The organism is Faecalibacterium sp. Marseille-Q4137 (genome assembly GCF_017377535.1).
Classification (GTDB): Bacteria; Bacillota; Clostridia; order Oscillospirales; family Ruminococcaceae; genus Faecalibacterium; species Faecalibacterium duncaniae.
Genome location: NZ_JAFREK010000017.1, coordinates 55,074 through 69,885, shown reverse-complemented (window position 1 = coordinate 69,885; position 14,812 = coordinate 55,074). Strand labels below are relative to the sequence as shown.

At 55.2% G+C, this 14,812-nt stretch carries 13 protein-coding genes; 6 read left to right on the top strand and 7 right to left on the bottom strand.

Annotated features, from left to right (window positions below; all coding sequences use genetic code 11):
• The first annotated feature begins 108 nt into the window (after positions 1–108).
• The 6 genes from J3353_RS08795 to J3353_RS08770 all read left to right on the top strand — a co-directional run bounded on the left by J3353_RS08795 (position 109) and on the right by J3353_RS08770 (position 4,555).
• Positions 109–711 (top strand): Type 1 glutamine amidotransferase-like domain-containing protein, encoded by a 603-nt coding sequence (locus J3353_RS08795; RefSeq protein ID WP_055271744.1) that lies wholly within the window; start codon positions 109–111, stop codon positions 709–711.
• 332 nt (positions 712–1,043) lie between these two features.
• Positions 1,044–1,214, top strand: a complete 171-nt coding sequence (locus J3353_RS08790) for a hypothetical protein (protein WP_181966877.1) — start codon at positions 1,044–1,046, stop codon at positions 1,212–1,214.
• Positions 1,215–1,239: 25 nt separating this feature from the next.
• Positions 1,240–1,683: a GNAT family N-acetyltransferase gene (locus tag J3353_RS08785; RefSeq protein ID WP_207684669.1), complete on the top strand. Its 444-nt coding sequence runs from the start codon at positions 1,240–1,242 to the stop codon at positions 1,681–1,683.
• 283 nt (positions 1,684–1,966) lie between these two features.
• Positions 1,967–2,212, top strand: a complete 246-nt coding sequence (locus J3353_RS08780; protein WP_097771280.1) for a hypothetical protein — start codon at positions 1,967–1,969, stop codon at positions 2,210–2,212.
• A gap of 144 nt (positions 2,213–2,356) precedes the next feature.
• A complete protein-coding gene (locus J3353_RS08775) occupies positions 2,357–3,679 on the top strand; it encodes an MATE family efflux transporter (protein WP_097771281.1) in 1,323 nt (440 codons plus the stop codon).
• Positions 3,680–4,063: 384 nt separating this feature from the next.
• Positions 4,064–4,555 carry a GNAT family N-acetyltransferase gene (locus J3353_RS08770; protein WP_117533665.1) on the top strand — a complete coding sequence of 164 codons (492 nt, stop codon included), beginning with the start codon at positions 4,064–4,066 and terminating at the stop codon, positions 4,553–4,555.
• Between the two features lie 81 nt (positions 4,556–4,636).
• Here the strand turns inward: J3353_RS08770 and J3353_RS08765 are convergent, their stop codons facing one another.
• From J3353_RS08765 to J3353_RS08735, 7 genes are all read right to left on the bottom strand, one after another.
• Entirely contained in the window at positions 4,637–5,569 is a 933-nt protein-coding gene (locus tag J3353_RS08765; protein WP_156076335.1) for an ABC transporter ATP-binding protein, read from the bottom strand.
• Positions 5,570–6,667, bottom strand: a complete 1,098-nt coding sequence (locus J3353_RS08760) for an ABC transporter ATP-binding protein (RefSeq protein ID WP_097771285.1) — start codon at positions 6,665–6,667, stop codon at positions 5,570–5,572.
• 13 nt (positions 6,668–6,680) lie between these two features.
• Positions 6,681–7,784: an ABC transporter permease gene (locus tag J3353_RS08755; protein WP_097771286.1), complete on the bottom strand. Its 1,104-nt coding sequence runs from the start codon at positions 7,782–7,784 to the stop codon at positions 6,681–6,683.
• A gap of 1 nt (position 7,785) precedes the next feature.
• On the bottom strand, positions 7,786–8,721 hold the full coding sequence (locus tag J3353_RS08750) for an ABC transporter permease (protein ID WP_097771287.1): 936 nt from the start codon (positions 8,719–8,721) through the stop codon (positions 7,786–7,788).
• A gap of 133 nt (positions 8,722–8,854) precedes the next feature.
• Complete coding sequence (locus tag J3353_RS08745) at positions 8,855–10,561, bottom strand: ABC transporter substrate-binding protein (protein ID WP_207684668.1); 1,707 nt, start codon at positions 10,559–10,561, stop codon at positions 8,855–8,857.
• Between the two features lie 532 nt (positions 10,562–11,093).
• Positions 11,094–12,665 (bottom strand): ribonuclease Y, encoded by a 1,572-nt coding sequence (gene rny, locus J3353_RS08740; RefSeq protein WP_005934875.1) that lies wholly within the window; start codon positions 12,663–12,665, stop codon positions 11,094–11,096.
• A 329-nt stretch (positions 12,666–12,994) separates the two neighbouring features.
• Positions 12,995–14,755, bottom strand: a complete 1,761-nt coding sequence (locus J3353_RS08735; RefSeq protein ID WP_207684667.1) for a tyrosine-protein phosphatase — start codon at positions 14,753–14,755, stop codon at positions 12,995–12,997.
• Positions 14,756–14,812: the final 57 nt, after the last annotated feature.

Here is a 14,812-nt window from a genome sequence, read left to right as displayed (position 1 = left end):
AACCATCGACTTCGGTCGGTGGTTCTTTTTGTTTTGCTGGCGCTTTGCGGGATGGTGTGGTATACTCAGCTTGGTTCAACAAATCGGAATTTATAAAGGAGAATATTGATGAAACTATTTTTATGTTCGCACTTTTCAAGTGTAGGAAGTCTGATAAAGGAAGAAATTGAAAATAAGAAAGTCGCATTTATTCCAACAGCTTCACTGCGTGAAGGCTACACCGGTTATGTCGGCTCGGCTCGAAAATTATTCAAAAAGTTGGGAGCAATCGTAACTGAAATTGATATTTCAACGGAGGCTTATTCAACGATACAGTCTGTTTTTGAAGAAGCAGATGTGATATATTTTACCGGCGGAAATTCTTTCTTTCTTATGGACCAGCTCCGTAAAACGGGAACTGATGGACTGCTGAAAAAGGAATTGGCAAATGGAAAATTGATGATCGGCGAGTCGGCAGGCGCAATTATATGCGCTCCAAGCATCCAATATATCGAGCAAATGGATGAAAAGCCAGAGGACTACTCACAAGAAGATGATGCAGGGCTTGATTTGATTGATTTTTATGTTCTTCCGCATTATCTTACAGCACCATTTAAGAAAGTTACCGAGAAAATAATGACTGAGTTTTCGGATTTGAATCTATGCCCAATTAACAACCGTCAGGGAATTGTAATTGATGGTGAAGGTTCAAAGGTTATTTGCAAAGACTAATTTGAAAATTCGCGTTTGCGAAGCAATGAAAGCCCCAGTGGGGCTTTTAAGTGACCGAACGGTCTGCGAGAGCAGATGGAGGGGCCTTGCCCCGACAAGTTCCAGTTTATCGTACTCGTTCCCGGCAGGGGTTTAGGGCAAGCACGCCCAACAAGAGCACTTCGGAAACTCGCAGGAGCTTGAGAAGTGAAGTTCCGGATGGACCATCCTCCACCCGGGGACAAGAACCATCGACTTCAATCGGTGGTTCTTTTTGTTTTGCTGGCGCTCTGCGGGATGGTGTGGTATACTCGGCTTAGTTCAACAACTCGGAAGTTGTGGAGGAAACAAACATGGAAGATAATAAATCAACGAATGTCAAGAAAACGGTAAAATCGGGAATAACTTTTGGAAGTGCATTAGCTATGGTTATTAGTTATACAACGTGGAAGTCTGTCGGTTGGGCGATTTTTCATGGATTACTTAGTTGGGTGTATGTCATATATTTTCTTTTGCGTTACTAAATTCCAGTTTGACGGAGTAATGGATATGAAAATCCGAGAAGTGAATGAGAATAAAAAGCAGTTTATATCATTATTGTTATTAGCTGATGAACAGGAGAGCATGGTTGATCGGTATCTTGAAAAAGGTACTATGTATGTGCTTGAAGACAATGATGTAAAAGCTGAATGTGTTGTCACCGATGAAGGTAACGAAATACTTGAAATTAAGAATATCGCAGTCGATCCGGAAAATCAGGGAAAGGGCTATGGCAAAGCACTAATTGATTTTCTTGCCGGTAAATATGCAGATGAATATTCTGTTTTGCAAGTTGGAACAGGTGACAGTCCATTGACGATACCATTTTATGAAAAATGTGGATTTGTTCGTTCTCACAAGATTCCTAATTTCTTTACCGATAATTATGACCACCTAATTTATGAGGGCGGTGTACAACTAATAGATATGGTATATTTGCAAAGATGTTTATAACTTCCCGTTTACCGTACACGTTCCTGGCAGGGTTTGGGGTGGGACCGCGTTTGCGAAGCGCAGCGAAGCAATGAAAGCCCCAGTGGGGCTTTTAAGCGGCAGCGCGGTCTGCGACAGCAGATGGAGGGGCATTGCCCCGACAAGCACGCCCCAACAAGAGCACTTCGGAAACTCACAAGCGCTTGAGAAGCGAAGTTCCGGATGGGCAGAAAATTTTCAAGAATTGAAGATTTGTGGCCACGGGACGGTTCTTGCTCTCACGCCTTTGGGAAAAGGAGTTTTTATGGATATCGAGGTCAACCGAATGTCTCCTTCTACTATGGAACTGCTCGACCAGCTCAGCGTTGTTTGCAAACGTTTCAACGTAGATTATTCTGCCGCTTCCGAAAAGGACAGATTCTTTGTGGAAGCCGTTGCCTTGCACGAATACCAACTGAAAAAAGCACACGAGCAAGGGCTGAAGCGTTCCGAGGTGCCGCCGTTTCTCGGCTTGAAGCGCACCGACCGAAGCAACGATATGCCGGCTTAAAAATTCGCCCGCTGTGGCCCCTGCTCCACCCGCAGAAAAGAACCATCGACTTCGGTCGGTGGTTCTTTTTGTTTTGCTGGCGCTTTGCGGGATGGTGTGGTATACTCGGCTCAGTTCAACAACTCGGAATTTGTGGAGGAAAACATGCAAGGTGAAAGAAAAACGTTGACACAACTATCTGTGCCAATATGTCTGGAAACTTTATTTTATATGCTTTCAGGTATGGTTGATACACTGATGTTATCATCAGTAAGCGACCAGGCTGTTGGGGCTGTCGGAACAGCAAATACATATATAGGTGTTTTTATCATTATGTTCGGGGTAATATCATCTGGTATGGTAGCGGTGATGTCACAGAATATCGGGGCTGGAAGACCTGGAATTGCATATCAGGCGAGACAGCTTGGACTTGTATTTAATGCACTGACAGGTATCTTGATATCTGTTGTTCTTGCTGTCTTTTCAGGAGGGATACTGAGGGCAGTGAGTATTGCTCCTGCTTTGCTTGAATCAGCTGAAACATATCTTAAAATTGTTGGAGGCGCAAGCTTTTTAAATGCGCTTATTCCTATTTTTTCCAGCTATTTAAGAGTATTTGGATATACAAAACATTCCTTGATAGGGACAGTTGTCGGTAATGTAATTAATATTATACTGAATTCAGTATTCCTGTTTGTGTTTCACTGGGGAGTCATGGGAGTTGCTACTGCAACAGTTATTTCAAAAGCTGTGAATCTTATTATTGTAGCGGCAATGGGGGCTGTACTTATAAAAGCAAAGCAGAGTCCTGAACGTGAACAACCACGAAGGATACTTGCACAGATTGTTAAGATTGGGTTTCCTTCTGCATTTGAGACAGCACTTTATAATGTAGCAATGACATTTATAGTGCGTTTTATGAACCAGATGGATACGGATGGAATGAATGTTACAGCTCGTTCGTATGCTATGCAGATAGCCAATTTCTCATATTGTGTGGGGGCAGCACTTGCACAGGCAAATGCTATTATGACTGGCTGGAGAATCGGGGCAAAGAAGTATGAGGAATGCGACAGGGGTACACGGAAAGCTGTGATATATGGTCTTGTAACAGCAACGTGCTTTTCTGTGACATTTGCAATGACCGGACGTTTTATCGTTCATATATTTACGGATGATACACAGATGATTGAGCTTGTAGTAAAATTGTTGATAGTAGATATATTCCTTGAATTTGGAAGAGTGACAAATCTTGTATATGGACAGGCATTAAAAACAAGTGGAGATGCTATTTTTCCAGTTATAATTGGTGCAATATTTATGTATCTGTTTGCAGTTGGTGGAACATATTTTCTTGGAATACACATGGGACTTCTGGCGGTAGGAGCATATATTGCCATGGCGGGTGATGAGTGCGCTAGAGCAATTGGAATGGTGCTTAGATGGAAGAGTGGAAAATGGAAAAGTAAGAGCCTGATAGAATTGTAGATTTGATGTTAAATTCAAGAATACATGATATGGCAAAAGAACTTGGGAAAACATGTATTTACAACTTCCAGTTTGCCATACACGTTCCCGGCAGGGTTTGGGGTGGGACCGCGTTTGCGAAGCGCAGCGGAGCAATGAAAGCCCCAGTGGGGCTTTTAAGCGGCAGCGCGGTCTGCGACAGCAGATGGAGGGGCGCTGCCCCGACAAGCACGCCCCAACAGGAGCACTTCGGAAACTTGCAGGAGCTTGAGAAGCGAAGTCCCGGATGGCCCCTGTTCCACCCGGGGACAAGAACCATCGACTTCGGTCGGTGGTTCTTTTTGTTTTGCTGGCGCTTTGCGGGATGGTGTGGTATACTCAGCTCAACAAATCAAACTCTGGAGAATGACTATGCAAAAGATTCGCACTGCCACCTTTGAAGATCTGGATGCCATTGCTGCTGTGGAGGCGGCCTGCTTCCCGGCTGCGGAGGCGGCCACAAAAGAAGAATTTGCCGGGCGGCTGACCCATTATGCCGACCACTTCTGGCTGCTGTTCGAGGACGAAAAGCTCGTCTCCTTTGTGGACGGCTTTGTGACCGATACCCCCGACCTGACAGACGAGATGTACGCCGACGCTTCCCTGCACGATGCGCATGGGGCGTGGCAGATGATCTTTGGGGTGAACACCCTGCCCGAATACCGGAAGCAGGGCCTGGCCGGGCAGCTGCTCCGCCGGGCCATCGCCGATGCAAAGGCTCAGGGCCGCAGGGGGCTGGTGCTCACCTGCAAGGACAGGCTCGTGCACTATTACGCCGGCTTCGGCTTTGTCAGCGAAGGCGTTTCCGGCTCCACCCACGGCGGCGTGGTGTGGTACCAGATGCGGCTGACCTTCTGAACTTCCTACAAAAAGCAGCGCCCCCGCCTGCCGGAAACACCGGTGAGCGGGGGCGCTTTGCATTTGCTGGGAGGATATGGTCTACCTGCACCACTGGGCAAACTCTGCGTCTGTGCACTTGACGTAGTGGCTGCCCGCAACATGGTGGCTGGTACCCAGGCTGTAATCGATGCCGGAGGCGGCGTAATCGTAGGTCTCGGCCACGCGGCGCTTTTCCACAACAGGGTTGGGCAGCGGGATGGCTGACAGCAGGCTCCGGGTGTAGGGGTGGATGGGATGCTCAAAGATCTCCTCGGTGGTGCCGGTCTCCAGCAGGTGGCCCAGATGGAGCACCCCGATGCGGTCAGAGATATACTTGACCATGGAAAGGTCATGGGCAATGAAGAGGTAGGCCGTGCCGGTCTCCTGCTGGATATCCTTCATCAGGTTGACCACCTGCGCCTGAATGGACACATCCAGTGCCGAGATGCACTCATCGGCGATGATGAGCTTGGGGTTCATGATCAGGGCGCGGGCGATGCCCACGCGCTGGCGCTGGCCGCCCGAGAACTGATGGGGATAGCGCTCGGCGTGCTCCGGGGCAAGGCCCACCTTGGCCAGAATTTTTTCCACCTTCTCCCGGCGCTCCGCCGGGGTCTTGTACATGTGGTGGATGTCCAATCCCTCGCCGATGATGTCCTCCACCTTTTTGCGGGGGTTCAGGCTGGCCATGGGATCCTGGAAGATCATCTGCATCTGGGTGCGCAGGGTGTTGTTCTGTGCGTGGCTCAGGTGTCCGCTGATGTCCTGCCCGTCAAAGGTGATCCTGCCTGCGGTGGGGTCGTACAGCCGGATGATGCTCCGGCCGATGGTGGACTTGCCGGAGCCGGATTCGCCCACCAGACCATAGGTCTCGCCGGGGTAGATCTCAAAGCTCACGTCGTCCACAGCCTTAACGGTGAAGTTCTTGTTCACCTTGAAATACTGTTTCAGGCCCTCTACTTTCAGAAGCGGGGTCGCGCTCTGTGCAGCCATTTATTCCGCCTCCTTGATCTTTTCTGCATCCGCTTTCATGCGGCTGATGCGCTGGGCCAGCTCCGGCGGCATTTCCACCTTGGGGGCCCGGGGGTCCAGCAGCCAGGTGGCCGCATAGTGGGTCTCGCTGATCTTGAACATGGGAGGATCGACTTCATCATCGATGTGCAGGGCAAAGCGGTTGCGGGGTGCAAAGGCATCGCCCGGCTTCTCATGCAGCAGGTTCGGCGGAGAGCCCGGGATGGTGTACAGACGGTCATCGGCGGTGTCCAGATCGGGCATGGCCGACAGCAGACCCCAGGTGTAGGGATGCTTGGGGTCGTAGAAGATCTCGTCAATGGTGCCGGTCTCCACGATCTTGCCCGCGTACATGACATCCACATAGTCGGCCACCTTTGCCACAACGCCCAGGTCGTGGGTGATGTAGATGACCGAGATGCCGCGCTCCTTCTGGATGCTGCGGATCAGCTCCAGGATCTTGGCCTGGATCGTCACGTCCAGTGCCGTGGTGGGCTCATCGCAGATGAGCAGGTCGGGGTCGCAGGACAGGGCAATGGCAATGACCACGCGCTGACGCATACCGCCGGACAGCTGATGGGGGTAATTCTTCATCCGCTTTTCCGCATCGGTGATGCCCACCTCCTCCAGCAGCTCCAGTGCCTTTTTGTAGGCCTCGGCCTTTGGCATCTTGAAGTGCCAGAGCATTCCCTCCATGATCTGCTTGCCGATGGTCATGGTGGGGTCAAGGCTGGTCATGGGGTCCTGGAACACCATGGCGATGCGCTTGCCATTGATGTGGCGGCGGATCCACTTTTTGTCCTTCTGCAGCAGGTCCACCGTCTCGGGAGAGCCGTCTGCATGGTGGTAGCTGAACTGGATGGAGCCGCTGTTCACGGTGGCGTTCTTGGCCAGAATGCCCATGGCGGCCTTCATGGTCACGGACTTGCCGGAGCCGGACTCGCCCACCAGCGCAACGGTCTCGCCCTTGTACAGGTCGATGTTCACGCCCCGGATGGCGTGCACCGGGCCTGCGGTGGTCTTAAAAGTGATATCAAGGTCTCGCACCGACAAGACCTGTTCTTTTTTGTTCTCAGGCATGGGGTGTTCCTCCTTACATACTCTTCATCTTGGGGTCCAGGGCCTCGCGCAGACCATCGGCCACCAGATTGAAGCTGAGCATCAGCAGGCTCATCACCACAATGGGCGGAATGATCTGATAGGGGTGGGTGGTGAAGCTGTTGTACAGCTCACTGATCAAAGAACCCAGCGAGCACTGGGGCACCGGGATGCCCAGACCCACAAAGGACAGGAATGCTTCGGTAAAGATGGCGGTGGGGATGCTGAACATGACCTGCGTAATGATGGGTCCGATGATGTTGGGCAGCACTTCCTTGAAGATGATAAAGAAGCTGCCTGCACCCAGCGTGCGGGAGGCCAGCACAAATTCCTGATCCTTCAGCTTGAGCATCTCGGCGCGGGCGATGCGGCTCATGCCCACCCACTCGGTCAGCATCAGGGCAAAGATGATGGTGACCATGCCGGGCTGCAGCACCAGCAGCAGCAGCGTAACGATGACCAGACGGGGGATGCCATTGGCCACCTCAAGGAAGCGCTGCATCACCATATCCACCCTGCCGCCAAAGTAACCAGAGATCAGGCCATAGCTCATGCCGATGACCATATCGATGACAGCAGCGGCCACCGCGATGATCAGGGAGACACGGGCACCCTCCCAGGTGCGGGTCCAGATGTCGCGGCCGTACAGGTCACTGCCGAACCAGTAGTAGACATCGTCCTTGCCCTTTTCCACATAGGCGTTGACGCTCTTGCTGCCGGTGGTGGTGCTCATCTTCTCGCTGCCGTCCAGGATGCCGAGGCGCTCGATGCCCGGCACACGGGGAGCAAAGTTCTTCTGGCTCAGATCCTGGCCGGAGTAGGTATAGCTGTTCATGCCCGGGCCAAAAACGGCCAGCAGCACGATGACGACGATCAGGATCAGGCCCAGCACGGCGCTCCTCTTGCCGAAGAAGCGGAGGATGGCATCCTTCCAGAAGCTCTGGGCCGCAAAGTTGGTATCCACGGCGATCTCATCGTCGTTGTGCTTGAGGGCAAACTCCTTGTCCTCAAAGGTGTGCTCGGGATACAGGGAATCCACCGCACTGACGATGGCATCCGCTGTGGATTCGCCGCCCAGGCGGATCGCTTTTTCTGCCATATCAGTCATCCCCCTTTGCCAGACGAATGCGCGGATCGATGATGCCGTAGAGCAGGTCAACGACCAGCATGATGCCAATGTACATGGCGCTGTAAATAAAGCTCAGGCCAATGACCACGTTGTAATCGTTGGACTGGATGGCCGTGACCAGCAGGCTGCCCACGCCGGGAATGGCGAAGATCTTTTCCACCACCAGCGAGCCGGTCATCAGATCCACGATCAGGGGTGCCAGCACCGTGATGATGGGGATGAGGGCATTGCGCAGGGCATGGCGGAAGATCAGCGCCGGGCCGGAGATGCCCTTGCTCTCGGCCAGCAGCATGTAATCGGAATCAAGGACTTCGATCATCTCACTGCGGGTAAAGCGGGCAATGGAGGCCATGGTGAACATGGAAAGCGAGATGCTGGGCAGGACGCTGGAACCAAAGACATCCTTGGCGGAGAACAGCATTGGGAACCAGCGGAGCTTGAAGCCAAAGGCATAGCTCAGGGCCAGTGCGAACACATAGGAAGGCACCGACACGCCGATGACCGAGATGATGGTGGCGATGGTATCAAAAATGGTATCCCGCTTGAGTGCGGCAATGATGCCCAGCACCAGGCCCACAGCGGCACCCAGCGTCACGGCCATGCCGCCCACCTGAATGGAGATGGGCAGGCGGCTCTGGATGAGCTGGGAGATGGGTGTATTCTTGGAGATGTTATAGCTCACGCCAAGATCTCCCCGGAGCATATTGCCCACATAGCGGAAGAACTGGATGTAGATGGGCTGATCCAGGCCGTACTTTGCGTACAGGGCAGCCCGCATATCGGGCGTCAGCTTTTCATCATTGAAGGGCGAACCAGGCATCAGCTGCATCAGGATAAACAGCACCAGCAAAATTGCCAGCAGTGTGAACAGCGAGGTCAGGATTCGCTTGAGCGTATATTTTTTCACGTCGGGTGGACCCCCTTTTCCTTCCGGGATCTCGCGGTCAGTCGTTCGTCTGCCGCGGACAGGCACAATGCCAAAAAGGCGCACAGTGGCTCTTTGCGGGCCACTGTGCGGCCTTGTTCAGCGATTCAGTTGTTTACTCGCTCTTGGTGGTGTTCTTGTACACACGGTTCAGAGCGCAGGGGTGATGCTCGACACCCTTGACGGCAGAGGAAATCATCTCAGCGTTGCACTGGCCGTACAGGGGGAAGATGACCGCCTGCTCCAGAACGATCTGCTCGGCCTCGTACAGGGCAGCCCAGCGACCCTCGGGGTCGGTGCACAGATCACCGGTGGTGCACTCGTCAATGATGGCATCGTAGTCGGCATCGCTCCACAGACCGTAGTTGTTGGAGTTGCCGGTCACCCACATACCCAGATAGGTCATGGGGTCGGCGTAGTCGGGGCCCCAGCGGGTCAGGCCCAGCTCAAAGGTGCCGTCCTGCATATCCTGCACACGCTGCTTCTTGGGCTCCACGGTCAGGTTGATGGTCAGGCCCTCCAGCGTGGTCTCCAGCTGCTCCTTGACGACCTGAGCCACCTTCTGGGGTGCATCGTCGGCATCCACCACCATATCAAAGGTGAAGGTATCCTTGCCCAGCTCAGCCTTGGCGGTCTCAAAGAACTCCTTGGCCTTCTCGGGGTCATAAGCGCAGTCATCTGCAAACTTGGTCTGGTCGGCGCTGAAATCGCTGCCGTCGGGGCCGGTTGCAAACTGTGCGGGAACAGCGGTGTATGCGGGGGTGGAGCCATCCTTCAGCACATCGCCGGTAATGGCATCACGATCCAGCGCAAAGGTCATGGCCTTGCGCAGGTTCAGGTTTGCCAGATCGGGCACAGCGTCGATGTTGGGGCTGATGTACCACAGGTAACCGGCACCCACGCTGGTAAACTCGGGATCATCCTTGACCTGATCGACCTGCTCACCGTTCAGCAGGGTGATATCCAGTGTGCCGGTCTGATAGCTCATCAAAGCCTGCTGGCTGTCCTTGATGACCTGATAGGCCAGACCGTCCAGAGCGATCTTATCCGCATCATAGTAATCGGGGTTCTTTTCCATCGCAAAGGCGGTGGCGGCGGGCTGATAATCGGTCAGCACGAACGCGCCGTTGGACAGCACCGTTTCGGGGCTGGTGCCAAAGGTGTCAGCGCAGGTGTTGTAGAAGGCCTCGTTCACCGGGTAGAAGGTGGGGAAGTACATCAGGCTCAGGAAGTAGCTGACAGGAACGTTCAGCTGCACCTCCAGGGTCTTGTCATCCACAGCGGTCACGCCCAGGTCGGTAACGGGCTTTTCACCGGCAATGATCTCAGCGGCGTTGACCACCTGACCAATGTCGGACAGCATGTAGGAATACTCGGAAGCGGTGGCGGGGTCTACGGCACGCTGCCAGCCAAACACAAAGTCAGCGGCGGTCACGGCCTCACCGTTGGACCACTTTGCATCGCGCAGGTGGAAGGTGTAGGTCTTGCCGTCCTCGCTGATGTCATAAGTCTCCGCCATGGCGGGAACTGCTGCACCGTCAGCATCCATCTGCATCAGGCCATCGGTGTAATCCGCGATGACCTCAAAGGAGGTGCCGTCGGTGGCCACCTGGGGGTCCAGAGACTGGACCTCGGTCTCCAGCATGATGTTCAGGGTGCCGCCCTGTGCGGTGCCAGCCGCAGCAGAGGAAGCGCCGCTGGCTGCAGAAGATGCAGCCATGGAGCTGGAAGAGCCGCCGCAGGCTGTCAGAGCCAGCGCGGCAGAGGTGACACCGGCAGCTGCCAGGAAGCTGCGGCGCGAAATACGACGATCGAATTTCATATATGTTTTCCCCTCTCTTTAATGCTCTACACTGATAAAGCATCAATTTCTGAAAATGCACAAGGGGCTCTGCTCCCCCTCTGGAGCTTCTGCACACCCTTGTGCCATGGCCGCATTATACCGCTGTTCCCCGCCGTTGAAAAGGGTTTTTCGGGAATTTGTCCTCCAAAAAGGCCCATTTCTCCCCTTTGTCCAACATCCCGCCGAAAATGGAAACTAATTTTTGTATAGTTTTTCTCCTGTGCTGTATTTTATGCAAGGACAGTTCTTGTATTAAAGTCACAGATTGTATTTCCATGGAGTACATTTAACTTCGTTCACTTCATTTTATTAAGAGTTGAAATCGCTTCAGTCTATAGTAGTCCTCTTTGTCATTGCTTCGCAATGACACCTCTCCCAGCAGGAAAAGCAGGATAGGCGGTCTCATAAACCTGCACCCCTGCCCGGAGATCTGACACGACGCGCCCGAGAGACTCACAGACAAAAAAGGAGCCCGCTGTGCGAACACAACGGGCTCCTCTTGGTTCTGATCTTACTTCGCGTACTCGATGGCGCGGCTCTCGCGGATGACGTTGACCTTGATCTGGCCGGGATAATCGAGGGTATCCTCGATCTTCTTGGCGATCTGGCGGGCCAGCAGGATGACCTGATCATCGCTGATGACATCGGGCTTGACCATGATGCGGACTTCGCGGCCGGCCTGAACGGCAAAGGCCTGCTCCACGCCCTCAAAGCTGGAAGAGATCTCCTCCAGATTTTCCAGACGCTTGACATAGCTCTCCACGTTCTCGCGGCGGGCACCGGGACGTGCGGCACTGATGGCATCGCAGGCCTGAATGATAAAGGCCAGCGGGGTCTTGGGCTCCACATCGCCGTGGTGGGCCTCAATGGCATGGATGATCTGGGTGTTTTCCTTGTACTTGCGGCAGATATCCACACCGATCTGGACATGGCTACCCTCGATCTCATGGTCAAGGGCCTTGCCGATATCATGCAGCAGACCGGCACGGCGGGCCAGCGTGACGTTCACGCCCATCTCGCCTGCCAGCAGACCGGCCAGCCAGGCCACCTCCATGCTGTGGGTCAGCGCGTTCTGGCCAAAGCTGGTGCGGTACTTCAGGCGGCCGATGAGCTTGATGAGGTCGGGGTGCAGGCCGTGGATGCCAAGCTCCATCACGGCGCGCTCGCCCTCCCGCTTCATCTGCAGCTCAAGGTCGTGGCGGCACTTCTCCACCGTCTCCTCAATGCGGGCGGGGTGGATGCGGCCATCACCGATCAGGCGCTCCAGCGTCATGCGGGCAACCTCGCGGCGGGTCTGGTCAAAGGAGGACAGGGTGATGGCCTCCGGGGTATCGTCGATGATAAGATCCACGCCGGTGGCAGTTTCCAGCGCGCGGATGTTGCGGCCCTCACGGCCGATGATACGGCCCTTCATCTCGTCGCTGGGCAGGGGCACCACGCTGACGGTGGTCTCGCTGCAGTGGTCAGCGGCGCAGCGGCTGATGGCCTGACCGATCATGTTGCGGGCGATGTTATCGCAGTTTTCCTTCAGGTCGGTCTCGTAGGCAGCCACACGGACAGCCTTCTCGTGGGTGAGCTCCTCGTCCACCTTGTGCAGCAGCACTTCGCGGGCATCCTCCTGGCTCAGGCCCGCCAGGGTCTCCAGGCGCTCCATCTCCTTGGCACGGATGGCATCCACCTCAGCCAGACGGCTGTCGGCCTCCTCGTGCTTTTTCTTGAGCTCTTCTTCCTTCTTTTCCAGGGCTTCGGTCTTGCGGTCCAGCGCATTTTCCTTCTGGTCAATGCGATTCTCCTGGCGGCTGATCTCAGCACGGCGCTGCTTGATCTCCTTGTCGGCCTCTGCCTTCTGGGCATCGACCTCGGCTTTCAGGCGGAAAGCCTCGTCCTTGGCTTCCAGAACAGCTTCTTTTCGTTTTTGGTCAGCGGTCTTGATTGCTTCGTTCACCAGGCGGGTAGCCTCGGCTTCTGCGCTGCCGATCTGTGCCTCGGCGGTCTTTTTACGGTTGTTGTAACCAATAAAATAACCCGCGCCGGCAGCAACAGCAGCAACCACGACCACGATCAACAGAATGATCGGGGACATCGTGTTCACTCTCCTTACAATTAAAGTTCAAAACAACTAAAATCTGGAGACGCTGCCGCGCAAGGCGTGGGTCAACAATACAAAATCAAGCTCTCAACAACAAAACAGACAACAGCACCGCACAAAAAGGGCATGTTTGCCCCTGCGGCCTGATGCAGCTTTTTTATCTACAAGGTTTTCATATAAAAACGGGCAGATGAAGCCCCATTGAACTTTGGTTGCGGAAGATCCCTGCACGCAGCGTCATGGATTCCATACTACTTCTTATATTACGAAACATTTGGTACAATGTCAAGTAAAGTGAAAGGAATTTTCTAAAAAAACAGCCATTATTCCAGATACATCCGCCGCAGCCGCATCAGGCGGGCGGGGGTCAGGCCGTATTCCGCCTCGAGATAGGCATCGGTGGTGCCATATTCTTTGCGGATGGTGTCCAGCACAAAGGGAGCCGATTCCGGGTGGACACCGGCAATGCCCTGATAGAATTGCTTCTGTTCGGGATGCGCCTCGATCTCTTCGGCATGGGCGGCCCAGATCTTTTCCAGCTCCGGGCGGCGGCAGACATTGGTCCGGACAAAATCCTGACAGATCGTTTCATCGGAAGCCCCCAGCGCCAGCAGGATGAGCATGGCCGCCACGCCGGTGCGGTCTTTCCCGCCGGAGCAGTGGAACAGGATCGGCGTTTCGCCCGCCTCCAGCGCCCGGAACAGCTCCTTGTAGGCCTTATTGCGGAAGAGCATCTGCTCATACATGGCATCGGCGAGGTTATGTTTCTCGTCCTTCTTGCCCTTGAGCAGCTTTTCAATGTCCCCGGGAGAGAAGGAGATCTCGCTTCCGTCCGGGTGGCAAAGCCCGCAGATGCGCACCAGCCGCGCGCCATCGGGCACATAGTCAGGCTGCTTCACTGCCTCGGACTCGCTGCGCAGGTCAAGGATGAGCCGCAGGCCCAGGCTGTCCAGCAGCTTGCGGTCAGCCGCCCCGGTCAGCAGTCCGGTGGGAATGCCGCGGTAAATCTGCCCCCACTTGACATGCTTGCCCTCGTCGGCCTCGTAGCCGCCCAGCTCCCGGAAGTTGTTTCCGCCCGCAAAGGGCAGCTGGGTGCCCGGAGCCGGGTGCTGCGGTGCCGCCTTGGGGGCGGCGCTGGACAGCACCGGGAAGTTGTAGAAGGGCTTTGCCGGGCGGCCCCGCCGGGGCGGCAGGGATGCCGCGCCCCCGATGACCTCCATCAGGTAGCCCCGCAGCAGGTCAAGATAGGCCGAGTTGTGGTCCCGCCGCTGCACCATCGAAACGCAGAGGGGCGGCAGATCTTCCAGCAGCACGTCACGCACCCGGTCCAGCTCCCGCCGTGCTCCCGGCTCGTAGCGGGTCAGGCAGGTGCAGAGCTGCTCCTGGACCAGATAGTACGCCTGATAGAAGCTGGGGCCGATCTCCGCGTTGGGCGCAAAGCCCTCCCTGGCGCAGGCATCCCACAGGGGGCTGAACAGATCCTGCCGCAGGCTGGGCAGCAGCACCCGCTGGCCCCGCAGGGCCGAAAGCGGCACCCGCTCCTTCTCCCAGAAGGGATGGCCGCGCGGCACCAGCAGGCAGGCCGGGTCGGCCCGCAGGGTGGTGCGGGCCAGCACCGGAGCCGCCGTGCCCAGATCCATCACAAGGCCCGCGTCCAGCTCGCCCTGCTCCACACCATCGGCCACGGCATCGTTTTCCAGCAGGCGGAACCGCATCTCAATGTGGGGGTACTGCTGGCGGAACCTGTCCAGCTGGGTCTCCAGCCCGGGCAGGTAGTCCGGCACCAGCGAGACACTGATGCCGATGCGCACCGGCTGGGCCGACTGGATCTCCGCATGGAGGGCCGCCTGCATCTGCTGGAACTGTTCCACCACCGGGGCCGCATGGCGCTGCAGACTCAGCCCCCGCTCGGTAAGCGAGAGCTTGTGGTGGGCGCTGACGAACAGCGGGCCGCAGAGCTCGGCTTCCAGCGCCGTGATGCTCTGCCGCAGGGCCTGCCGCGACAGAAACAGCCGCTGTGACGCGCGGGTGTAGTTCATTTCTTCGCACAAAACCAGAAAATAGTGCAGCTGGCGGATATCCATGGGTTCCTCCTGAAGGGTGGTGTATCAATAGATTAAGGATACCGCCTTTTTGCCCGC

Bases quoted from the DNA above. Each gene is read 5' to 3' on its own strand.
- J3353_RS08795 (WP_055271744.1), top strand. From the start codon at position 109: ATGAAACTATTTTTATGTTCGCACTTTTCAAGTGTAGGAAGTCTGATA.
- J3353_RS08790 (WP_181966877.1), top strand. From the start codon at position 1,044: ATGGAAGATAATAAATCAACGAATGTCAAGAAAACGGTAAAATCGGGA.
- J3353_RS08760 (WP_097771285.1), bottom strand. From the start codon at position 6,667: ATGCCTGAGAACAAAAAAGAACAGGTCTTGTCGGTGCGAGACCTTGAT.
- J3353_RS08780 (WP_097771280.1), top strand. From the start codon at position 1,967: ATGGATATCGAGGTCAACCGAATGTCTCCTTCTACTATGGAACTGCTC.
- J3353_RS08770 (WP_117533665.1), top strand. From the start codon at position 4,064: ATGACTATGCAAAAGATTCGCACTGCCACCTTTGAAGATCTGGATGCC.
- J3353_RS08735 (WP_207684667.1), bottom strand. From the start codon at position 14,755: ATGGATATCCGCCAGCTGCACTATTTTCTGGTTTTGTGCGAAGAAATG.
- J3353_RS08765 (WP_156076335.1), bottom strand. From the start codon at position 5,569: ATGGCTGCACAGAGCGCGACCCCGCTTCTGAAAGTAGAGGGCCTGAAA.
- J3353_RS08785 (WP_207684669.1), top strand. From the start codon at position 1,240: ATGAAAATCCGAGAAGTGAATGAGAATAAAAAGCAGTTTATATCATTA.
- J3353_RS08745 (WP_207684668.1), bottom strand. From the start codon at position 10,561: ATGAAATTCGATCGTCGTATTTCGCGCCGCAGCTTCCTGGCAGCTGCC.
- J3353_RS08775 (WP_097771281.1), top strand. From the start codon at position 2,357: ATGCAAGGTGAAAGAAAAACGTTGACACAACTATCTGTGCCAATATGT.
- rny (WP_005934875.1), bottom strand. From the start codon at position 12,665: ATGTCCCCGATCATTCTGTTGATCGTGGTCGTGGTTGCTGCTGTTGCT.
- J3353_RS08755 (WP_097771286.1), bottom strand. From the start codon at position 7,784: ATGGCAGAAAAAGCGATCCGCCTGGGCGGCGAATCCACAGCGGATGCC.